Annotated in this window: 21 protein-coding genes; 10 read left to right on the top strand and 11 right to left on the bottom strand. The window is 56.3% G+C overall.

The features are described 5' to 3' along the window. The 4 genes from QNK41_RS17605 to QNK41_RS17590 form a co-directional block, all read right to left on the bottom strand. Positions 1-414, bottom strand: a 414-nt coding sequence (locus tag QNK41_RS17605; protein ID WP_319259420.1) for a DUF2400 family protein, incomplete at its 3' end; no start/stop codon positions are given. Next, positions 402-1,202, bottom strand: a complete 801-nt coding sequence (locus QNK41_RS17600; RefSeq protein WP_319259417.1) for a 4Fe-4S dicluster domain-containing protein — start codon at positions 1,200-1,202, stop codon at positions 402-404. The genes QNK41_RS17605 and QNK41_RS17600, both read right to left, overlap by 13 nt. 189 nt (positions 1,203-1,391) lie before the next feature. Then, positions 1,392-2,141: a DUF364 domain-containing protein gene (locus QNK41_RS17595; protein ID WP_319259415.1), complete on the bottom strand. Its 750-nt coding sequence runs from the start codon at positions 2,139-2,141 to the stop codon at positions 1,392-1,394. A 6-nt stretch (positions 2,142-2,147) separates the two neighbouring features. Next, complete coding sequence (locus QNK41_RS17590; protein WP_319259412.1) at positions 2,148-2,414, bottom strand: hypothetical protein; 267 nt, start codon at positions 2,412-2,414, stop codon at positions 2,148-2,150. Positions 2,415-2,976: 562 nt separating this feature from the next. Between QNK41_RS17590 and QNK41_RS17585 the strand changes: the two genes are divergently transcribed. Genes QNK41_RS17585 through QNK41_RS17575 form a run of 3 tightly spaced genes read left to right on the top strand, consistent with a single transcriptional unit; the run spans position 2,977 to position 5,745 of the window. Further along, entirely contained in the window at positions 2,977-4,398 is a 1,422-nt protein-coding gene (locus tag QNK41_RS17585) for a cytochrome c biogenesis protein ResB (RefSeq protein ID WP_319259409.1), read from the top strand. A gap of 52 nt (positions 4,399-4,450) precedes the next feature. Further along, positions 4,451-5,290 carry a c-type cytochrome biogenesis protein CcsB gene (ccsB, locus tag QNK41_RS17580; RefSeq protein WP_319259406.1) on the top strand — a complete coding sequence of 280 codons (840 nt, stop codon included), beginning with the start codon at positions 4,451-4,453 and terminating at the stop codon, positions 5,288-5,290. A gap of 8 nt (positions 5,291-5,298) precedes the next feature. Beyond that, positions 5,299-5,745: an AsnC family transcriptional regulator gene (locus QNK41_RS17575; RefSeq protein WP_319259404.1), complete on the top strand. Its 447-nt coding sequence runs from the start codon at positions 5,299-5,301 to the stop codon at positions 5,743-5,745. 209 nt (positions 5,746-5,954) lie between these two features. Here the strand turns inward: QNK41_RS17575 and QNK41_RS17570 are convergent, their stop codons facing one another. Continuing rightward, entirely contained in the window at positions 5,955-6,356 is a 402-nt protein-coding gene (locus QNK41_RS17570; RefSeq protein WP_319259401.1) for a response regulator, read from the bottom strand. A gap of 294 nt (positions 6,357-6,650) precedes the next feature. Here QNK41_RS17570 and QNK41_RS17565 point away from each other — a divergent pair, with 294 nt between their 5' ends. Beyond that, on the top strand, positions 6,651-7,562 hold the full coding sequence (locus QNK41_RS17565) for an NAD(P)/FAD-dependent oxidoreductase (protein ID WP_319259399.1): 912 nt from the start codon (positions 6,651-6,653) through the stop codon (positions 7,560-7,562). 221 nt (positions 7,563-7,783) lie between these two features. On the opposite strand, the gene sfsA is transcribed toward QNK41_RS17565, so the two are convergent. The 3 genes from sfsA to QNK41_RS17550 all read right to left on the bottom strand — a co-directional run bounded on the left by sfsA (position 7,784) and on the right by QNK41_RS17550 (position 9,482). Then, complete coding sequence (gene sfsA / locus QNK41_RS17560; protein WP_319259397.1) at positions 7,784-8,530, bottom strand: DNA/RNA nuclease SfsA; 747 nt, start codon at positions 8,528-8,530, stop codon at positions 7,784-7,786. Further along, positions 8,466-8,765, bottom strand: coding sequence for a hypothetical protein (locus QNK41_RS17555; protein WP_319259395.1), 300 nt, complete (start codon positions 8,763-8,765; stop codon positions 8,466-8,468). Before QNK41_RS17555 ends, sfsA begins: the two co-directional genes overlap by 65 nt. A 204-nt stretch (positions 8,766-8,969) precedes the next feature. Further along, a complete protein-coding gene (locus tag QNK41_RS17550; protein ID WP_319259392.1) occupies positions 8,970-9,482 on the bottom strand; it encodes a periplasmic heavy metal sensor in 513 nt (170 codons plus the stop codon). A gap of 359 nt (positions 9,483-9,841) precedes the next feature. Between QNK41_RS17550 and QNK41_RS17545 the strand changes: the two genes are divergently transcribed. The 6 genes from QNK41_RS17545 to nadA all read left to right on the top strand — a co-directional run bounded on the left by QNK41_RS17545 (position 9,842) and on the right by nadA (position 16,756). Then, on the top strand, positions 9,842-11,581 hold the full coding sequence (locus QNK41_RS17545; protein ID WP_319259389.1) for an ATP-binding protein: 1,740 nt from the start codon (positions 9,842-9,844) through the stop codon (positions 11,579-11,581). Continuing rightward, positions 11,581-12,948, top strand: a complete 1,368-nt coding sequence (locus QNK41_RS17540) for a sigma-54 dependent transcriptional regulator (RefSeq protein ID WP_319259386.1) — start codon at positions 11,581-11,583, stop codon at positions 12,946-12,948. The genes QNK41_RS17545 and QNK41_RS17540 overlap by 1 nt, the downstream gene beginning before the upstream one ends. Positions 12,949-13,240: 292 nt before the next feature. Next, positions 13,241-13,573 (top strand): Hpt domain-containing protein, encoded by a 333-nt coding sequence (locus tag QNK41_RS17535; protein WP_319259383.1) that lies wholly within the window; start codon positions 13,241-13,243, stop codon positions 13,571-13,573. A gap of 145 nt (positions 13,574-13,718) precedes the next feature. Continuing rightward, on the top strand, positions 13,719-14,636 hold the full coding sequence (locus tag QNK41_RS17530; RefSeq protein WP_319259380.1) for a hypothetical protein: 918 nt from the start codon (positions 13,719-13,721) through the stop codon (positions 14,634-14,636). A gap of 114 nt (positions 14,637-14,750) precedes the next feature. Then, positions 14,751-15,443 (top strand): outer membrane lipoprotein carrier protein LolA, encoded by a 693-nt coding sequence (locus tag QNK41_RS17525; RefSeq protein ID WP_319259377.1) that lies wholly within the window; start codon positions 14,751-14,753, stop codon positions 15,441-15,443. Between the two features lie 416 nt (positions 15,444-15,859). After that, on the top strand, positions 15,860-16,756 hold the full coding sequence (gene nadA, locus QNK41_RS17520) for a quinolinate synthase NadA (protein ID WP_319259373.1): 897 nt from the start codon (positions 15,860-15,862) through the stop codon (positions 16,754-16,756). A gap of 7 nt (positions 16,757-16,763) precedes the next feature. On the opposite strand, the gene QNK41_RS17515 is transcribed toward nadA, so the two are convergent. The 3 genes from QNK41_RS17515 to radA all read right to left on the bottom strand — a co-directional run bounded on the left by QNK41_RS17515 (position 16,764) and on the right by radA (position 19,755). After that, entirely contained in the window at positions 16,764-17,507 is a 744-nt protein-coding gene (locus tag QNK41_RS17515; protein ID WP_319259370.1) for a YebC/PmpR family DNA-binding transcriptional regulator, read from the bottom strand. Positions 17,508-17,675: 168 nt separating this feature from the next. Then, positions 17,676-18,278 carry an RlmE family RNA methyltransferase gene (locus QNK41_RS17510; protein ID WP_319259367.1) on the bottom strand — a complete coding sequence of 201 codons (603 nt, stop codon included), beginning with the start codon at positions 18,276-18,278 and terminating at the stop codon, positions 17,676-17,678. A 112-nt stretch (positions 18,279-18,390) separates the two neighbouring features. Further along, complete coding sequence (radA, locus tag QNK41_RS17505; RefSeq protein WP_319259363.1) at positions 18,391-19,755, bottom strand: DNA repair protein RadA; 1,365 nt, start codon at positions 19,753-19,755, stop codon at positions 18,391-18,393. Positions 19,756-20,174: the final 419 nt, after the last annotated feature.

Genomic DNA, 20,174 nt, shown 5'->3' with positions numbered 1-20,174 from the left:
CCGGTCCGGCGTCAGGCCGGCGGCAAGGCCATTCTCCAGGCTGCCGAACTGCCGGACAACCCGGCCTGCGCCATACAGCAGGGCCGCCATCTGGTCGCCGTCGGCAAAGCGGTGTCGGAAACCGGAGAAGGTCTGCGACATGGTTTTCAGTGTGCTGCGGGTAATGAACCGGCGGGGGGACGGTCCGATTGCTTCAAGAATCACCGCCACGCTTTTCAGAATCTGAACCACCCGGCCATAGGCCAGGCAGGCTGCCACCAGGCCAACGATCTCCCGTTCCTTCACATCCTCCCAGGCATAGAGAAATTCCAGTGGATCGGGGTGGACATAGGCCCGTTGATGATATTGCCGGTAGATCCCCTCCAGGGTGTCCACCAAGGCCTTTTGGCGCACGCTGGTTTTCAACCCGTCCATTTTCTGGAGAATGCGTCGATATCCGCATCTGTGAGCAACTGGGCAAAGCGCTGACCGCGGGTACTCCGCGATTTGTAGAAAGCCAGGAAGTCTTTGATCATGCGCAGCACCGTTTGTTCATCGTGAATGCCCGGCAGTTCCCTGGCCAGCCGGGGATGGCGGCCCAGCTTTCCGCCGATCAGCACCCGGTAGCCTGTTTTGCCCGCTTCCAATGTGCCTGTGGGGCAGGCGGCTACGCAACTGCCGCAGTGGATGCACCGAGTAAAGTCGATGGCGCTGGCTTCGCCGTTTTCAGACAGCACCACCGCATCTTCCTTGCAGGCCTCGGTGCAGGCTCCGCAGGCGCTGCAAGGGGCCTTTGTGAACCCGGGCGTTGCGGCGCCGAGGATGCCCACATCCTTGATTTGGGGCTGGGAGCAGGCATTGGGACAGTCGGCGATGCTGATGCGAAATTCGTGGTGGAACTTCAAATCGCCCTGTACCCGGGACTTTAAGAATCCCAACAGGTCGGCATCCGCCATGACCCGTTCGATCTTTTCCACCAGCACCTCGCTGGCCATGGCCCGGTGGGGGCATCCGCCGCTGCCGAAGCAGGCATCCAACTGGTAGCCTTTGACTTCGCTGCTCATTTTATTGAGGTATCGGGCCTGGGTGGCTTTGACGTCGGACAGGCTCACGCAGTCCCTACCGGCATCGGCGGCCTCCTTCTCCACCCGGGTGCGAACCTTCTTCCGAACGAAAAAAGGCACCTTTTTTACCGCCGCTTCGGCGTCGTCGGTCCATCGCATCGTTAATGGTTTCCTTCCTGCAAAACGTCGCGTCCGGATTGTCGGGTCACGTTCAAAATGCCACTAAATGTCTTTATGCCATACCCGTTTTCAAGGACCATTGCGTTGACTGAAGTCAAAAGATAACCCTTGATACGAGAGATGAAAGGGGAAAACGGAAACGGCTGTTCGGGCCCTGCGGGAGACGGCCTATGCGGCCAACCAATAAACCTTGCGCGTAAAGGGTTTCAAGGCGCGCGTGCCGCCACCGTGGCGAACGATTTTGAGTGTCTGCCTCGGTTCGGTGATGGCGGAGCCGGCCAGCATGTCAATCGGCAGACCGGCAAATGCCTTCGGTATCATGGGTGTTGACGGGCCCAGCAGCACGGTCTTCAGATCCGGTCCGGCATGGGAGAGGATGGTTTCCGTGGAATTGTTGATGATGCTGGTGGCCGTGATCAGCAGGACATCGGCCCAGCCGTCGAGTTGGTCGTAAAAGGTTTTTTTGTTCCCCAGTCCTTTGGTATCGTCGATGATCGACAAGTGAACGCCCTTCTTCTCGAACAGGTAAACCAGCGGTGGGAAATAGCCAACCATGGCTACACGGGCGTCGGACCGGATGCCGAAGCGATCGAAAAGTATAGCGTTGCCGGGGTCTTCGGGCATTGCCAGGGCCTGCCTGTGATTCAGGGCATTGATGGTTGCCAGGGCCATGGTGCGAGCCATGGGAGCGGGCTCCATGATCAACTGCAAGAGATCGGTGGCAGGGCACCCTTCGAAATCGACAATATCGACATTTCCTGCGCAGCAGCCGTCCAGGGCCACACCGTTGGCGGCGATGCCGATCCCGCCATCCGAGGTGGTCACCGCCGTGAAACCGATACCGATGGTGACATGGTCGATATTGACCAGCTCGGCTGCAGTTGTTGCGCATGCTAAGAGTTTTCGATTTAATTCCATGAAATGTTATTCCACGATGGTCAGGTGCCGCCTGCCCAGTCGCATGAGCCTGCACACGTCCTTCTCCTGAACCTTGTGGCCCCTCCTGAATGACGGGCCCTTGAACGCGTCGGGGCGGATCTCGGTGATGTCGTGGGCCAGGCGGGTGCCGATGGCGTCTTCAAGCTTGATTGTGGTCATGCCGCCATTGTACTGGCGGGCGTGATGAGATTGGCACATGGTCAAACCCAAACTGAGCGTTTCCAATTCTTTAGGATGATAGATGGTGTTCATTTAATTGAATATTTCCGCAAACTATCCTGAAAAATGTGAAACCCGTTGGGATTGCCGATCTCACCGCATCTACGGCGTTAGATGCCTTCCCGCATAGGCGACTATAGCGGAAAAGTATCTTCCTTGTATCTGCGGCAAGCTCGACAATCGCTCAGTTTGGGTCACAATAATTAACATATTCGGGAACCCAACAAAAACCCTTTTATCAGCCGGCTGCCTGTATTCAGAAAAATTGATTCAAGTCAATGCTCGGGGGTAACGAACCGGGATAACGTTGGCCATCGCTGATCGGTAGCTGTCTTTGGGCAATTACAGGGTGTTAGAACATAGGTCCAGTATTTCATTTTGCGCTTTTTTAAATGGAGATTTTCTGTCAAAATAGCCTTCCGGCTCAAAGGACCGCTTTACATTCCCGGTTACGGGAATTAGTTTCTAAATCCATTTGGAGCAGGCGTGTAAAAACCATGAAGCTGTTTGTTGTGCAAACCTATCTTTGATGCCGCCACCGGCCGACCGGTTACCGCTGGCCCGATTTATAGTTGCCCATCATGAGGAGTATTTATTGAAGAACGCGAACCCTTTGTGGAAATTTTTCTGTTCCGTCAAGCTGACCATTGTACTGCTGCTCTCTTTGGCGATCACATCGATCATCGGCACCGTCATCCCCCAGAATGAAAGTCCGGATGCCTACCTGCATGCCTATGGGGCCTTTCGTTACCAACTGCTCAGCACCCTGGGCATTTTCGATATGTACCACTCCTGGTGGTTCCAGGGCCTCCTCTTGCTGTTGACCATTAATATCGTGGTCTGTTCCATCGACCGGCTCAGCGGGAGTTGGAAGCTGATTTTTACCCGGAGTCCCAAGGTTCGCCCCGAGCGGTTCACCAAGCGATCGGACGCCCGGACGCTGACCGACAAGCGGGGTGCCGAGGAACTGGTCAGCGTCTACGAGCCGATCGTTGCCCGTCGATACGGGTATTGCAAGGTTACCCGTTCGAACGATGGGGCGGTGATTTACGGTGAAAAGGGCCGACTGTCACGCCTGGGCGTTTATATCGTTCACCTGAGTGTGATTTTATTGCTCATCGGCGGCTTGGCGGGCTCTTTTTTCGGCTTCGAGGGGTATGTCAATATCGCTGAAGGTGAAGCGACGGATACCATCCGCATCCGCGACACGGGGCAGATTCACCGCCTGGATTTTCAGATCCGGTGTGATGACTTCAGCCTGACGCTCTACGAAACCGGAGCACCCAAGGAATACCGATCCGCCTTGACCATCCTGGAGGGCGGCCAGGCGGTTAAACAAAAGGACATCATCGTCAACGACCCCTTGCGCTATCGGGGCATCAATATCTTTCAGTCCAGCTATGGCAAACTTCAACCGGAAAAGATGCCCGGGCCGGAGACGCCTGTCGCGGGGCCGGCGGAGGCCTATACCCTCAATTTCACCAGCCGCGCCTCGGGGATGAGCTATACCGTATCGGCCAAGGTGGGCGTTCCCGTTGATATCCCTGAAGGGTTGGGCAAGTTTGTCGTCATGGCCTACGAGGCCGAGACCACGTTTCGCGGGATGGACGTCGGTGCGGCCCTGAAAGGAATTCTTACCCCCAAAGAGGGGGAACCGGTGGAAGTGCTGCTGCCGTTGAAGTTTGCCAACTTCGACAAAATGCGTGGTGGCGATGTGATGATCGCCATAGCCAATCAGCCGCAGGAGAAATTCACGCCCCAGCAATCCAGCGAAGATCGTTATTACACGGGCCTCCAGGTGACCAATGATCCCGGCGTGTGGCTGGTCTATACCGGATTTATTCTGATGATCGCCGGCTGCTTCGTGGCCTTTTATCTGTCGCACCAGCAGGTGTGCATTGTGATCGAACAACTTCGCAAAAACAGCCGGGTGACATTTGCCGGCACGACCAACCGCAACAAGCTGGCCATGAAAAATACCGTCGAGAAGATTTTTACAGCCTTGACCGAGAGTTGACCCCAATGGCCGCAAATGGCCCTTTGATTGAAAAAGGAGTTCGACATTACCCATGAGCAGTTCACCGTTACTCTCCATTTCGACCTTTGTTTTCGCCCTGGCCGCGTTTTTTTACATGGCGGCGCTGATTTTTAAAAAACCCCGATTGACGCTGCCGGCGCGCTGGACCGTGGTTGCCGCAGTCGTGGCGACCACGGCGGGACTCCTGCTGCGCTGGGTGGAGTCCTACCAGATGGGAATCGGGCATGCGCCGTTGTCCAACCTTTACGAATCCCTGGTGTTCTTTGCCTGGACAGCAGGGGTGATTTATCTCTACGTGGAGTTTAAATACAAAAACGCACTGATCGGGGCCTTTGTCACGCCCATCGCCTTTCTGGCCATGGCCTACGCGTCCATGTCTCCCAATATCAGCGACCGCATCCAGCCGCTGGTGCCGGCGCTGAAAAGCAACTGGCTGATCGCCCATGTGGCCACCTGTTTTTTCGGCTATGCCGCATTTGCCATCGCTTTCGGGCTAAGCATCATGTATCTGATCAAGGCGAGGAAACCTGATAGAATTGAGGGGATTATCGGACACCTTCCCAAACTGGACGTGCTGGATGAACTCACCCATCGAATGGTGCTGTTCGGTTTCCTCTTTCTCACCGGCGGAATTATCACCGGTGCCGTATGGGCCAACTCGGCCTGGGGCAGTTACTGGTCTTGGGACCCCAAGGAGACCTGGTCCCTGATCACCTGGTTTGTCTACGCGACCCTGCTGCATGCGCGCCTCATGCGCGGGTGGGAGGGCAAGCAGATCGCCTATCTGTCCATTCTGGGGTTTTCGGCTGTACTGTTTACCTATTTCGGCGTTAATCTGCTGCCGGGGTTGCACAGTTATGGAAAAGTATAGGGATGATAATGGACGAATTGGACAAAACGATTCTCAATCGCATTCAGACGCGATTCCCACTGGCCCCACGGCCTTTCGAAGCCATTGCCCGGGAGTTGGGCACGACGGAGGCCGAGGTCCTGACGCGGGTGTCGAAGCTCAAGGAAACGGGCATCATCCGGCGGATCGGCGGAAATTTCGTGCCGGGCAAGGTGGGATTCGTGAGCACCTTGTGTACGGCCCAGGTACCCGAAGAGAAGGTGGAACTGTTTACCCGGACAGTGAATACCTTTTCCGGGGTGACCCACAATTACCTGCGGGAAAATTCATTCAACGTGTGGTTTACGTTTATCGCGCCTTCCATGGGCGTAATCCGGGACAATCTGGCCCGGATTGCCGAAACAACAGGTGTTAAGCGGATCCTCAATCTGCCTGCCACGCATGTCTTCAAGATCAAAGCGAAGTTTGATCTATAGTTGTTCACGGGTTCAGAGGTTCAGGGTTCAAGGGTTCAGGGTGCACCGAAAACTCGAGCCAAAGTCGTCATTGATGCTAAACGCTGATCCGGTGGAGGGTTACATGCCGGAGTTACCCGCGCTGCGATTCGTGGTTTCATCAGGAATGGGTTAGCCTGAGCGCAAGGTCAACGAATGAGACCAACCCGGAACGGTGAACCCAGAACCGATCAACCCTCCTTTAGAATGCCTTGTATTTTGGCTGAAAGGTCGGCAACCTGGTAGGGTTTCTGGATGACTGAACTGGGCTGCATATCGCCGAATTGGCCGGCCACATGATCCAAGGCCAGGCCGCTGGCAATGATTATCGGCAGTTCGGGGCTCAGCTTCCGTAATTGCTTGAACGTCGCCTGGCCGTCCATGCCGGGCATGGTCAGGTCGAGCACGACACAGCCGATGGTTTCCCGATGCTGGACGAATCGATCCAGGGCCTCCTCACCGCTCGCCGCGGTAATGACCTCATTGCCCAATCGCTGCAAAATGGCCTTTCCGACTTCAAGCACCATCTTTTCATCATCAACCAGAAGCACCGTATGGCCGTGCATTGAATTGCCGTGGGCATCAGTATTCATCGTTGCGTCCTCATTCCTGAATCCAACATCCGCGCTCTTGGGGTTGACCAATGACGAGACATTTATGGATCGGGTTTCATGAGCCTCTGTAAAAATCCTGTTTATACTTATTATGATAGGGTAAAAGATAAAGGAATTCAAATCTAATTTTTATGGTGCCGGTATCGGTGCGTTGGGGTTGTCTCTTTCGTGGCACTCGATTATTCCTGAATCAGGAGCGTTTTAATCCACCACCATAGGCAATTGCAGCCGGCATTTCTCATCTGACAATCCGGCAGATTAAAGGAGAGAACAATGGGAGACAATGAAGCCTATGATGTGGTGATTGTGGGTGCCGGACCGGCCGGACTTCAGGCTGCCATCCATGCGGCCCGTAAAAAAGTATCGGTGCTGGTGCTGGGTAAGGAGAACAAGAGCAGCCTGTTCAGGGCCCATGTGGAGAATATGTGCAGCCTGTTCAACGCCACCGGCCAAGCCATGCTGGAGACCGGACGACGTCAGGCGGAAAATTTCGGCAGCCGGTTTCTCGATGCGGATATTCTTAGAATTGCCCCGAAGGGAGCCCAGTTTGCGCTCGATACGGAAAGCGGAAATCGATTGACATGCAAGGCCTTGATCCTGGCCACCGGCACAGCCCGGAATAAGCTGCGGGTCAAGGGGGAGAAGGAACTGGTCGGCAAGGGGGTAAGCTATTGCGTGGATTGTGATGGGAATTTTTACCGGGGAGAGGAGGTGGCCGTGGTGGGTGGTGAGAGTGCCGCTGCCGATGGTGCGTTGACCCTGGCCGAGATCGCCGGGACCGTTCACCTGATTTGCGACGACCTGAAGGTCTCCGATGTACTGCTTGGCAAACTGGAAAACAGCCGGGTGGTGGTCCACCGGGGTGCCAAGATCCGTGAGATCGCCGGTGGGGAAAAGGTCAACGCACTGGTCCTCGATGACGGCACCACCTTGTCCACCACCGGTGTTTTTATCGAACTGGGCGCCAAGGGGCTCATGGAACTGGCCACTTCCCTGGGCGTGGCACTGGATGACGACATGCGCTTTATTCAAACCGATAAAGGCCAGCGCACCAGTGTACCGGGTATTTTCGCCGCCGGGGATATCTGCGGCCCGCCCTGGCAGGTGGCCAAGGCTGTGGGCGAGGGGTGTGTGGCCGGTCTCAATGCGGCCGATTATGCCAAGAAGCTTAAGGGCCGCGGATAAAATAAAATGCCCCATCTTGCTTGTCTTTTGGTCCGGCTACGGCGTTGCGCCAATGGCCCCATACGACAAGTATGAAACCATCGACGCGCCTTGTAACCGAACCAAGATCCGGCGCAATCTCAGGTTAATTTATTGCGAAGCATCGGGTCTAATACCCCGTCGCTTGCGACGATAAAAAGATCCGATCCTTGGTGATACCCTGCTGCTTGCGGCGGGGTAGTTCATTTTTTCTGCGGCCCTAAATCATAGGGTACCCGATGGTTCAGTCGGATGGCTTTGAGATCAATGGAGACGTCATATACGATGATTTCGACGCCATTTTGCGATGCCTGACGCAGCTTTTTACCATATACGGGATCGATGTGATCGGCGGGAGCAAACGAATGGGCGTCCATGCGCTGAATCAGAAAAAACATGGCACATCGACAGCCCGCGGCCACCAGATTCTGCAGTTCCATCAAATGCTTCTGGCCCCGCAGGGTCACGGCGTCGGGAAAGGTGGCCGCACCGTCGGTCACCAGCGTGCAGTTTTTTACCTCTACATAACAGGGGCGACGATCCGGTGACGCCAGCAGGATGTCAATCCGCGAATGGCTTCCCGCCTTGACTTCCCGTCTCACCGTTTCATAGCCATTCAATTCCGCAACATCGCCCGATGCAATGGCATGGGCGGTCAGTCGGTTGGGCACCTGGGTGTTGACGCCCACCAATGAGCCGGGCATGTGGATCAGTTCCCAGGTATACTTGAGCTTTCGTTTGGGGTTGTCGTGAAAGGAGAGGTAGACCGGCCGGCCGATCTGGCAGCAGGCTTTCATGCTCCCCGAATTGGGACAGTGGGCGGTAACGGTTTCCCCGTTTTCCAGCCGGACATCTGCCAGAAAACGCTTATACCGCCGGATCAGCCTACCGGGGATCAAGTCCGGCCAGGGGATGATTCCATTCTTGACGGGGTTCTTGGTCTGCGCCATCGACCGCCTTTCGGTTGGTATGGTAGATATTCCGATGATATAAGCGTTCGTATAGCGCAGATATCCGGGAAAAAGACCGTTTATGGATGGGCACTAAATAGGCGGCAATCTCGGCGCTCCCCTGTTCATTGACCCGAACCACGCCGGGATCGCCGGTGCAGCAGGCGCCGCAACGACGGCATTCAAAGCGAATGCCCGCATCGAAGAAATAAGAACGCTGGTCCAGACGATTCATGCTGCGGTTCATCCTCCATTTAGCAGGCTGCCTCGGACATATCAGATTCGCTTGATGGCGGCCACTACAAATACCTGCGATGAAGTGATGCGGGGTTTGTCGATTTTTAGAAGCTGATCATATAGCAGTCGGTGAGGCCTGTTCTCGGGAAAAAAAATGCGCCGGGCGGATGACTCCCGGCGCATGGTTGGTTAAAGGCGGTTTTTATTGTTTAGGGCAGTTGCCCGGTCCGTATCCCATTCCCTGACCCATGCCATGGTGGCCCATGCCCCGTCCTTCCATCATATATCCTCTGCCGGCATCAGGATTGATCTTGCGCATGGCCATGATGTGGCCCAGGCGTTCCTGGTCCAGGCTTCCCTGCAGGTTGGAGACCTCTTTCTGCAAGGCCGAGGCTTTTTTCAGATCCGGCTGGCTTTTGGCCATCTCCGCTCTCAATTCCAGCCGCTTGGCATACAGATCCTGCCGATCATTCTTGGTGGCATCGAAAAAGGCCTGGCGCTCGGTCTCCATCTGCTCGCGCTGCTCCGGTGTGAGGTCTGCATTCATTTGGCCATAGGCGCAGCCGCCTCTGCGGTTCTGTTTGCCGCAACCCCCATATCCACGATCATCGCCTTGGTTCCCCATTCCCTTGCCCGCAAAGGCGGTTGCCCCCACGGCGATGACGGAGACGGCTACCAGGCTGACCAATGCGGTTCGTAGTTTGTTGGTTTTCATGATGAACTCCTTTCAGGTTTGACATACAGTTGGGTTTGTTGAACAGATGTCTGTTTTCTATTTTCGACAACCCACTTGAGCAAGGCCGGTGCCAAATCCATTTGATTTTTGGCATGGAAAGTCGTAACCTTCTAAAACTAATAACTAAAAATTTATTTTCAATTTTTGGCAGGATTGGCTACCGGGATCAGCCATGGGTCAGGGTGGGTCGAAACGATCCAGGTTGGAACGTCAATCGGGTAAAAAGGTTCCAGTTGCCTTGGGCACCTATCAAACCGGTTGGATGATTAACCCGGCCGGCCGGGTCTTACAATAAATAGGATAACCTGGCAGCCTTTTTGTATTCAATGGTCGGGATGATGACGGACAAACACCAATTTAGAGTATTTCTCTCGGGTTTTTCGCCATGGATCATCCTCGGTGCGGTTCTGGTGATGCTGCCCATCGTGGCCTTGATGACGCTGGAGACCATCAACCGCCAGAAGCGACAGAGCATCCACCTGATGATGGAAAAGGGCGCCGCCCTGATCCGATCCTTTGAAGCCGGCACGCGCATGGGCATGCGCGGAGGCCACGGCAGCGGATTCCAACTTCAGCGGCTGCTGGTCGAGACCGCGGCCCAACCGGACATTGCCCACCTGCTGGTGGTCGGCATCGACGGTACGGTGATGGCCCACAGCCGGATGGATCGGGTAGGCGGCCACTATGGCACCGGTCTGGATCTCGAATCCATTTTTTCGTCCGCTGCGCTGACCTGGCGGCGGACCGTTTCGATGGACGGTCAGGCGGTTTTCGAGATCTATGGGAAATTTGCCCCATTGGCCAAGCGACCCAATCGTCCCATGCACGGCCAAATGATGCGCATGATGGACAGGCCGCCTCCCGAACGGGAGGCTCCGCCCATGGTGATTTTCGTGGGATTTCGAACCGATGCCATCGATGCCGCCCATGCCGCCGATGTGCGGCATACCGTGATGATGGCCGCGGTGCTGCTGCTTGTGGGGTGCGCCGGGGTGATGCTGCTATTCCTGGCCCAGAACTACCGGTCTACCCGTGCCTCCCTGGCGCGGGAAAAGGTTTTTTCCGACAACCTGGTGTCACGCATGCCCATCGGCCTGGTGGCCGTGGACCAGGACAGCCGGGTGACCGCCGTGAACTCCGTTGCGGAAGCCACACTGGGAATCCGTGCCGTGGATGTGATCGGTTTCGCTGTCAAAGATGTCATCCCTTTGATGCTGGCAGATACCCTGACCGGCACCGACAGCCTGGTGGAAAAAGAGTTGGTGTGTCCCGTGACCGACGGCCGTCGCATCCCCATGGATGTGAGCGCCGCCAACCTCACCGATGAAAACGGCGAGCGCTTCGGTCAGGTGATCCTGTTCAAGGATCTTACCGAAATTCGCGCCCTTCGACAGGAACTGGAAAAGAACCGGCGCCTGGCATCAGTGGGGCGACTGGCCGCCGGTGTGGCCCACGAGATTCGCAACCCCTTGAGCTCGATCAAGGGATTTGCCACGTATTTCAAGGAAAAATATCGGGAGAGCGACCGGGATCAGGAGATCGCCGGAATCATGATTCAAGAGGTCAACCGACTCAACCGGGTGGTAGGCCAGCTGCTGGAATTTTCCCGTCCGATCCGGCTTCATTTTCAACAGGTGGCGCTGAAACCGTTTTTTGAGGACGCCTTCAGGCTGGTGGATCGTCAGAGCCGTGAAGCCAATGTCACCGCAGTTCTGGACATGGCCGATGAAAGCCTTTGTGCCGTTATGGACACCGATAAAATGAACCAGGTGATGCTCAATCTACTGCTCAACGCCCTGGATGCCATGCCGGGTGGTGGTTGTCTGACGGTCCGGGTGACCGCCGACGGGGACGGTCGCATCGCTATCCAGGTCATGGATACCGGAACGGGTGTTGACCCCAAGGATCAGCCCCATATCTTCGAGCCCTATTTTTCAACCAAGAAAACAGGGACCGGATTAGGGCTTGCCATTGTTCACAACATCGTCAAGGCCCACCAGGGTGACATCCTGGTGGGCAGTCAAACCGATGGCGGCACGATGGTCGAGATCACCCTGCCCGCCGATAAGGAGGTATGATGGCGGAATTATACCGAGTTTTGGTCGTGGACGACGACACTGCCCATCGCACCATGCTGCGCACCCTGGTGGGCGACTGGGGCTATGCCATCGTGGAGGCGGATGACGGTGAGGCGGCCATTGCTGCCGTCCGAGCCCGGCCGATCGACCTGGTGCTAATGGATATCCGTATGGTCCGCGTCTCCGGCATAGAGGCGTTGGAACAGATCAAAGCCATCAACCCCGCCATTCCCATCGTACTGATGACCGCCTACGCTTCGGTGGAGATGGCTGTGGATGTGCTCAAAAAGGGTGCCTACGACTATCTGCTCAAACCCCTTGATTTCGACAAACTCCGGCTGACCCTGGAACGGGCCCTGGAGCATATCCGTCTTACGGCTGAGAACCGACAGCTCAAACGACAGCTGGAAGCCGGGTTTCAGCGGTCGGACATCATCGGAAGCAGTCCGGCCATGGTTCGCATGATGGAGACCGTGGCCCAGGTGGCTGTCTCTGAGGCCACGGTGATGGTGACCGGCGAATCGGGAACGGGAAAAGAATTGGTGGCCGCGGCCATTCACCACAACAGCCCCAGAAAGGAAGGTCCCTTCGTCAAGGTCAACTGCGCCGCCATTACCGAGACGCTGCTCGAGTCAGAGCTTTTCGGCCATGAAAAGGGGGCGTTCACAGGCGCGGATCGCCGCAAGGAGGGGCGGTTTATCCAGGCCGACGGAGGCAGCCTGTTTCTGGATGAAGTGGGTGAGATGCCCGTTTCCATGCAGGTGAAGCTGTTGCGCGTAATTCAGGAGCGGGAACTGACCCGGGTGGGTGGGGAGCAGGTGATACCTGTGGATGTCCGGCTCATCGTGGCCACCAACCAGGACCTGGCACAGATGGTTAAGGCCGGCACGTTCAGGGAGGACCTTTATTATCGACTGAACGTGGTGGAGCTGAAAACCCCGCCTTTGCGGGAGCGCCGTGAAGACATTCCTCTGCTGGCCGCCTCTTTCCTGACACGATTTGCTGAAAAGAACCGCAAGTCGGTGGAGCGGTTCTCTCCCCGGGCCATGGATCTGTTGATCCGCCATCCCTGGCCGGGAAATGTGCGAGAACTGATGAACACCATCGAGCGGGCTGTGGTGCTGGCCCGGACGACCTGCCTGGACGAGAGCGACTTTGCCGTCTTGACTGCGCGGTTGCACGAAACCGATACAGCCTTGTCCAGCAGCGCTTTTCCCGCCGACATCCCCCTGGAACGGATCGAGCGGGAAGCCATCGTCAATACCCTTGCCTCCGCCGACGGCAACAAGAGCGAGGCGGCCAGACGTTTGGGAATTACCCGTAAAACACTGCGGGAAAAGTTGAAAAAATACGACCTGCCCCTTTAATGGTTAAGGCAGTCTTCAACCCGATCTCAATAGACCATGTCGCTCGGTATAAGCCTATTCAAAACGGTGTAATATCAATAATTTCAAAATTTTATGTCGCTGCCCGGGAAAGATAAAGTCCTTCCTGTTGTCTGCCGATATAGATCTCACCGGTTGAAATGGGATTCCGTTTTATTTCGGCTTGATTGATATACAACGATTAATTGTCGTCTGACGGGTGGACAGATTTCCCGGCGACAGAACCAATACCCATGGCAAGCATCGAAAAGCGTGCTTTCAATGAGGAGGCAGCATGAATTTTAAAGCATTGGGAGAAAAAATCGGTTTGGAAGAAGATGAATACCGTGAGCTGGTCGAGCTGTTTTTGGAAACAGGCATGGCGGATCACGACCGTTTGAAGTGTGCGTTCGATGCGGGCGACGCCCAGCAGGTGGCCCGCAGTGCCCACACCATCCAGGGCGCTGCCGGTAACATGGGAATCATGAATGTCCACGACGTGGCCAAACAAATCGAGCTGGCGGCCGTTGAAAACCAGCTGGGTTCTATTTCCGGAGAAGTGGACAGCCTCAAAGGGCTGTTCGACGAGATTGCCCGATTCGTTCAGGCACCGTCCCAATCGGTTTGATTCGAATACCATCCGGTCTGTCCCTCACCTTTCCAACGAGCCAAGCCCTTTTTGGTGCGCTGCCGTTCCACGGCGAATGGTCATCGGGATGGATTCCCTACCGGCACGTCTGTTTCTTTCTGCCCAAAACTGATATAGTCGGGCCATGATGAAACCATTTAATCACACGCAGCAGGATGGTCTTGCCCGGATCATTCAGGCGCTGGAAAACGGGGGGTGCCTCAACCAAGCCATTCTCGATTACGTTGACGCGGCCCTCTTCTCTCCTGAACCCGACCGGCTGGCGACGTTTTTGGCTGGTGATACGGACAGCCAGCGAGACAGCCTGCTGGACTTGATCTTCTATCCGGATCAGGCCGTCCAGATTGACCTGGAACCGCTGCTGGAAGCCGCCCGGTTTTCTGAACAGGATAAAGAGCAAATGCTCGACCGGCTGATGGCCCGGCCGATCCATGCCCGGGTCAACATGCCTGACGGCAAACAGCTGGCCCGCATCCGGGTGCCCGACTTTATCAAGTCCCAGTACCTGGCGCGGCTGAATATTAGCTGGCAGATTGATCCCCACGTGGCGGCGGCCATCGAAAAGGGCCTGCCGGCGGCAACAAGACCCATTGTCAAGGTGCGGCTCAGAAATACCGGTATCTGCACGGGATCCGGCCGGCAGGTTTTTCTTTGCCGGTTCTTCCAGCGAATGATGCACAGCGAACCCGATTACCTGGCCTGCCTGGACCTGGTGCTATCCCTTCTGGAAACAGCCGGCAAGGGCGCCGAGGTTTACGATCTGCTGGTCGAGCACAAACGGTCCCTCTTTCGCAGCCTGCAGCAAGCCAGGCGGTTCGAAACCCGGTTGGGCCGATCCAACATGGAGACTCTCATGCTTCAGGGCGTGCGTGCCCCCCATGTTTCGCCGGATGCCCTGATGCACCACATGCGCCTGATCGATTTGATTTGCTTAAGGATTTTCGGGAACATCGAATCCATCGAGCTGCCCGTGGACGCGCCTGTCCGGCAGGTGTCGGATTGGGATACGGCCGAGGCGGCCATACAATCGCTGCTGAGCTGACGCGCCGCGTGCCCACTATATTTACAAACCGGATGAAATGGGATACTCAGGTCATCGCTTAATCGGCGCCGCCCAGTTGGCGCCATATCATAGACCGCAAAGGAGAGGGGCGTTATGGACAGTTTGAAACCCGATGGGCCCAAACCCATTTTTATGATCATGGCCATGATGATGATGGCGATCGCCTGCGGTCTGACGCGGCCCTCGTCGGCGGCAGCGGCCGATCCGACGATCGACACGATTATCGCCGGAGTGGAAGCCCGCTATAATGTCCCCGGGTTTACGGCGGATTTCGACCAGGAATCGATCCTCAAGGCCATGGAGGTGACCGATACGGCCTCCGGCAGATTGATGGTCCGGCAGCCGGGGAAAATGCGGTGGGAATATCTGGTGCCGGATCCCCAGACCATCATCACCGACGGCAAGGAGTTGTGGGTGTACCGGCCCCAGGAAAACCAGGTGCTGGTCGGCAAAGCCCCGTCCTTTTTCGGAGAGGGCAAGGGCGCCGGTTTTCTTTCCAATATCAAAACGGTCCGAAAAAGTTTTCAGTTGTCCCTTGAACCGGCCACCGACCCCAATCAGTACCGCCTCAAGCTGTTGCCCAAAAAGTCATCGGTGGAGCTGATGGCGGTTGAGCTGGATATCGTCAAAAAGACCTACGACCTAGTGCGGATCACCACTTTTAACGTATACGGGGACGAAACCCGCATCGAACTCAAAAACGTCAGCTTCGACGACCCGCCGCCGGAGGGGCTGTTTCGTTTCGACGTGCCGGAGGGGGCCGATGTGCTGCAGATGAACCCTTAATGCGGACGGTCTCGTACAAAGTCCGATATCTGCGTTATGCTTCATCCCTCGTCTCTGCGACATACTTTATGTACGACTCGTTCCTCGGGACTCGCAAGCCTTGATCTCGGGCTTTGTACAAAACCGCCCTGACTGCAGTGGCCTATGGATGTATTTATTCTAACCTAAACTGAGCGTTTCAAACTTTTTCGGATGACAGATCCTGTATATTTAATAGAATATTTCCGAAATCTATCCTGAAAAATGTGAAACCCGTTGGGATTGACGATCTCACCGCATCTACGGCGTCAGATGCCTTCCCGCATAGGCGACTATAGCGGAAAGGCATCTTCCTTGTATCTGCGGCAAGCTCGACAATCGCTCAGATTAGGTCTAAGAAGAACTAAAATAGGGGAAGCCTGAAAAAGGAAATGATCATGCGAGACGCCATTAAAAAGCTGCTCAAGGAAAAAAATGCCATCATGCTGGCGCACAACTACCAGCCTCCCGAGATCCAGGACCTGGCGGACATGTGCGGCGATTCGCTGGAACTGAGCATCCGGGCCGCCGACACCGATGCGGAGGTAATCGTCTTCTGCGGGGTCCACTTCATGGCCGAAACGGCGTCCATCATCTCACCGGACAAGACCGTGCTGCTTCCGCGCCACGATGCCGGCTGTTTGATGGCCGATATGATCAATGCCGAATCGCTGGAAGCCAAGAAAGCCAGAATGGCCCCCATGCCCGTGGTCACCTACGTCAACTCCACGGCCGAAGTCAAGGCCCTGTCGACCATCTGCTGCACCTCGGCCAACGTGGTCAAGGTGGTTAACAGCCTGCCGGAAAAGGAGATGCTGCTTGCCCCCGACCGCAATCTGGCCATGTACGCGGCGTCAAAAACCAACAAGACCATCCACGTGTGGGACGGGTACTGCCCGACCCATGAGTGGCTGACGGCCGCCGATGCAGCCAAGGCCAAGGCCGACCATCCCGACGCCGTCTTCATGGCCCATCCGGAATGCCGGCCGGATGTGCTGGTTCTGGCGGATGTGGTGGAAAGCACGTCGGGCATGTTGCGCTACGCCAGCCAGTCCCCGCACAAGGCCTTCATCGTCGGCACGGAAACCGGACTGCTGCATCCCATGCAAAAGCAGAATCCAGACAAGACCTTCTATCCGGCCTCAAAGAAGATGGTCTGCCGCAACATGAAACGGATCGGTATGTCTGACGTGGCCCTCTGCCTGGAGAACCTGTCCGGCCAGGTAAAGGTCCCCGAGGATATCCGTATCCCGGCTTTGGCTGCCGTGACCCGGATGCTCGATCTGTCACGGTAGGGTGGGATTACATGGCATCCACCATGTCGTCGGGAATGTCGGCGTTGGTGTAAACTTTCTGGACATCGTCGCAGTCGTCCATGGCGTCCATCAGTTTGAGCATGCGTTCGGCCTCTTTTCCCTCCAACGGGCTCATGTTCTGGGGCAGCATGGTCACCTCGGCGTCGCTGAAAGCGATGGCCGCCGCCTCGAGGGCGTCCTTGACCGCATCGAAGTCTTCGGGTGCGGTGATCACTTCGAAGCTGTCGTCTTCTTCGCGGACATCCTCGGCACCGGCTTCCAGGGCGACTTCCATCAGCTTGTCTTCGCTGACGGCGGCCTTGTCCACATTGAAATAGCCTTTGTTGTCGAACATCCAGGCCACGCAGCCATTTTCGCCCATATTGCCGCCGTATTTATTGAAGATGTAGCGAATTTCGGCCACGGCACGGTTCTTGTTGTCCGTTAACGACTCGACCAGGATCGCGGCACCGCCGGGGCCGTAGCCTTCATAGGAGTTCTCCTCGTAGCTGACCCCTTCCAGTTCGCCGGTGCCTTTTTTAATGGCCCGCTCGATGTTGTCCTTGGGCATGTTTTCAACCTTGGCTGCGGCCACGGCAGTGCGCAGCCTCGGGTTGGCGTCCAGATCGCCCCCGCCCGTCCGGGCGGCCACGGTAATTTCCTTGATCAATTTGGTGAAGATCTTCCCCCGCTTGGCGTCCTGAGCGCCTTTGCGGTGCTTGATGGAAGACCACTTGTTATGTCCTGACATGTAAACCTCCTGTTATTTTTTTGGACGGCTAATAAGTCCCGACTCAGACGGTTTCGTAACAAGTTCGAGATCAAGGCTTGCGAACCCTGAGGAGCGAGGCGTACTTTCCGTACGCCGCAGTGACGAGGAATGAAGCGTAACGCGGATATCGAACTTGTTACGGGACCGTCATTTTTTTCCCAGCCCGATGACATATACCTCTCGGCTGGCTTTGCGTGTGCTTTGGGGCCTGAACGCCGCCTGACGGTCAAACCTACTTTTCACGGCATCCGTAAAGGCCTTGAAATCGCTTCCCTGGAAAATCTTGCAGACAAAGCCGCCGCCTGGAACCAGGGTCTTTTCGGCAATGTCCAGGGCCGCCTCGCAGAGGCCCATGGACCGGGCTTCGTCAACGTGGCGGTTGCCGGTGGTGGCCGGCGCCATGTCGCTGAGTACGGTATCGAAGCGGGTCTGTCCCAACTGGGTCAGGTGCCCCTCGAGATCAGCCACGTCACCCGTGATCACGGTTACGTGGTCCGGCAATACGATGGTGACCGGTGTCAGGTCGATGCCTACCAGGCGGCCGTCCGGACCGGCCGTCTGAGCGGCAAACTGCAGCCACGACCCCGGCGCACATCCCAAGTCCAGAACCCGCGTGCCCCGTTTTAGAATCCGGTACTTTTTCTGGATTTCCTGAAGTTTGTAAACCGAACGGGCCGCGAAGTTATCCTTTTGGGCCTGGCGGGTGTAATGATCCGCCCACGGGTTCTTATTTCGATTGGTTCGCTTCATATCTTTTCGACCGTTTCAAGTCAAGTCTAACCATGGGCGTGAGGAGAACTCAATACCCAATATAATGAGTGTGTTGTCATTCCGCTCGGCCGGGCGTGAGTGCAAGGTGACGTCAAAACAGCAGTTCAACGGCCGCGCCGACGCTGTCCACCCCTTCAAGGGTGACGCCCTTGGGCCGCCGCAGCCGCTTCAGGCTGCCCGCCGGGGCGATAATCCGGGTGAAGCCCATCTTGCGCGCCTCGGAGATGCGGATGTCCACGTTGCCCACGGCCCGCACCTCGCCGGCCAGTCCGACCTCGCCGACCACCATGGTGTCCTTGCGGATGGGCCGATCCAGAAAACTGGAGGCGATGGCCGATACGATGCCCATGTCTACGGCCGGCTCCATGATTTTCACGCCGCCGGCCACGTTCATGAAAATGTCGTGGCCCATCAGGTGCATGCCCAGCTGCTTTTCCATCACGGCCACCAGCAGGGCCACCCGGTTTTGGTCCAGGCCCAGGATCGTGCGCCGGGGGGTGCCGAAGCTGGTGCTCGACACCAGGGCCTGAAGCTCCACCAGGATGGGGCGGGTGCCTTCCATGCTGGCCGCCACCACGGATCCGGGGGCGTTTTCCGGCCGTTCGGACAGGAATACGGCCGACGGGTTGGTCACTTCGCGTAAGCCGCTCTCCTTCATCTCGAAGACGCCGATCTCGTTGGTCGAGCCAAAGCGGTTCTTCACCGCCCGCAGGATGCGGAACACATGGTTGCGGTCCCCTTCGAAATAGAGCACTGTATCCACCATGTGCTCGAGCAGCCGGGGGCCGGCAATGGTGCCTTCCTTGGTCACATGGCCCACCAGGAAGGTGGGGATGCCCGAGCGTTTGGCCATGAGCATCAGCCGCATGGTGGACTCGCGCACCTGGCTCACGCTGCCCGGTGCCGATGTGATCTCCGGGCTGAACACCGTCTGGATCGAATCCACCACGAGCACATCCGGCTTTTCGCTTTCCACCATGGCCATGATCGCGTCAATGTCGATCTCCGATACCACTAGCAGGCCGGGCGATGCGGTCTTCAGCCGGCGGCTGCGAAGGCGCAGCTGGCGCACCGACTCTTCACCGGAAACATACAGCACCCGGTGGCCATTGCTGGCGATGCCGTGCAGGACCTGGAGCATGATCGTGGATTTGCCGATGCCCGGGTCACCGCCGATCAACACCAGGGTGCCGGCCACCAATCCGCCACCCAGCACCCGGTCGAATTCTTGGATGCCGGTGGCCATCCGTTCCTCATCGATAATTTCAACGGCGTCGATGGGAACCGGGCGGTTGCCTTTTTCGGCCATAATTTTGCTGCCGGACGCTGCTGCCCGTCGCACCTCTTCGGCAAAGGTGTCCCAGGCGCCGCATTCGGTGCATCGGCCCATCCATTTAGCGGATTCGTACCCGCACGACTGGCAGACAAACAGGGTTTTTGCAGATTTTCGTGCCATGTTAATTTTTCGTGCCTATTTTCAATGTCAGAAAAAAAGCCAATTAATATCAATCGCCAAAACCCAAACGACAAATAAATGGCAATGACCAAACTTCAAAATGTAGTTCAACTATCATTGTCGGCGAGATCAAAAAGACCGCCAAGGTTACCCCAACGTTGCAAAAGCTGGAGGGCTTCAGAGCCAAGGCGTCAAGGGTGAAGCTGTAATCGGCTACCGCGATCCCTTGACAACGCGGGATCTGAAGTCCTCCAGCTTTCCTGAAAGGTAAACAAAAGGAGAAAAACCGTGACATTCTTGGACTTCACCCTTCGTGACATCCAGAAAATGGTAGCAACTTGTCTATATCAATTATTTTACCAATAGTTTAGCTAACTTTTCAAATATTTTTATGCAACGATGGGGGTTATTGAATTGAC

It is taken from the genome of Desulfosarcina sp. (assembly GCF_033791525.1).
Classification (GTDB): Bacteria; Desulfobacterota; Desulfobacteria; order Desulfobacterales; family Desulfosarcinaceae; genus Desulfosarcina.
The sequence above is the reverse complement of the archived record's forward strand: the minus strand, read 5'-3'. Positions and strand labels throughout refer to the sequence as shown.

Coding starts and splice junctions, on each gene's coding strand:
- QNK41_RS17565 (WP_319259399.1), top strand. CDS start 6,651: ATGGGAGACAATGAAGCCTATGATGTGGTGATTGTGGGTGCCGGACCG.
- QNK41_RS17555 (WP_319259395.1), bottom strand. CDS start 8,765: ATGAATCGTCTGGACCAGCGTTCTTATTTCTTCGATGCGGGCATTCGC.
- QNK41_RS17575 (WP_319259404.1), top strand. CDS start 5,299: ATGGACGAATTGGACAAAACGATTCTCAATCGCATTCAGACGCGATTC.
- QNK41_RS17535 (WP_319259383.1), top strand. CDS start 13,241: ATGAATTTTAAAGCATTGGGAGAAAAAATCGGTTTGGAAGAAGATGAA.
- sfsA (WP_319259397.1), bottom strand. CDS start 8,530: ATGGCGCAGACCAAGAACCCCGTCAAGAATGGAATCATCCCCTGGCCG.
- QNK41_RS17595 (WP_319259415.1), bottom strand. CDS start 2,141: ATGGAATTAAATCGAAAACTCTTAGCATGCGCAACAACTGCAGCCGAG.
- radA (WP_319259363.1), bottom strand. CDS start 19,755: ATGGCACGAAAATCTGCAAAAACCCTGTTTGTCTGCCAGTCGTGCGGG.
- QNK41_RS17515 (WP_319259370.1), bottom strand. CDS start 17,507: ATGTCAGGACATAACAAGTGGTCTTCCATCAAGCACCGCAAAGGCGCT.
- QNK41_RS17590 (WP_319259412.1), bottom strand. CDS start 2,414: ATGAACACCATCTATCATCCTAAAGAATTGGAAACGCTCAGTTTGGGT.
- QNK41_RS17545 (WP_319259389.1), top strand. CDS start 9,842: ATGACGGACAAACACCAATTTAGAGTATTTCTCTCGGGTTTTTCGCCA.
- QNK41_RS17525 (WP_319259377.1), top strand. CDS start 14,751: ATGGACAGTTTGAAACCCGATGGGCCCAAACCCATTTTTATGATCATG.
- QNK41_RS17530 (WP_319259380.1), top strand. CDS start 13,719: ATGATGAAACCATTTAATCACACGCAGCAGGATGGTCTTGCCCGGATC.
- QNK41_RS17600 (WP_319259417.1), bottom strand. CDS start 1,202: ATGCGATGGACCGACGACGCCGAAGCGGCGGTAAAAAAGGTGCCTTTT.
- ccsB (WP_319259406.1), top strand. CDS start 4,451: ATGAGCAGTTCACCGTTACTCTCCATTTCGACCTTTGTTTTCGCCCTG.
- QNK41_RS17570 (WP_319259401.1), bottom strand. CDS start 6,356: ATGAATACTGATGCCCACGGCAATTCAATGCACGGCCATACGGTGCTT.
- QNK41_RS17550 (WP_319259392.1), bottom strand. CDS start 9,482: ATGAAAACCAACAAACTACGAACCGCATTGGTCAGCCTGGTAGCCGTC.
- nadA (WP_319259373.1), top strand. CDS start 15,860: ATGCGAGACGCCATTAAAAAGCTGCTCAAGGAAAAAAATGCCATCATG.
- QNK41_RS17540 (WP_319259386.1), top strand. CDS start 11,581: ATGGCGGAATTATACCGAGTTTTGGTCGTGGACGACGACACTGCCCAT.
- QNK41_RS17510 (WP_319259367.1), bottom strand. CDS start 18,278: ATGAAGCGAACCAATCGAAATAAGAACCCGTGGGCGGATCATTACACC.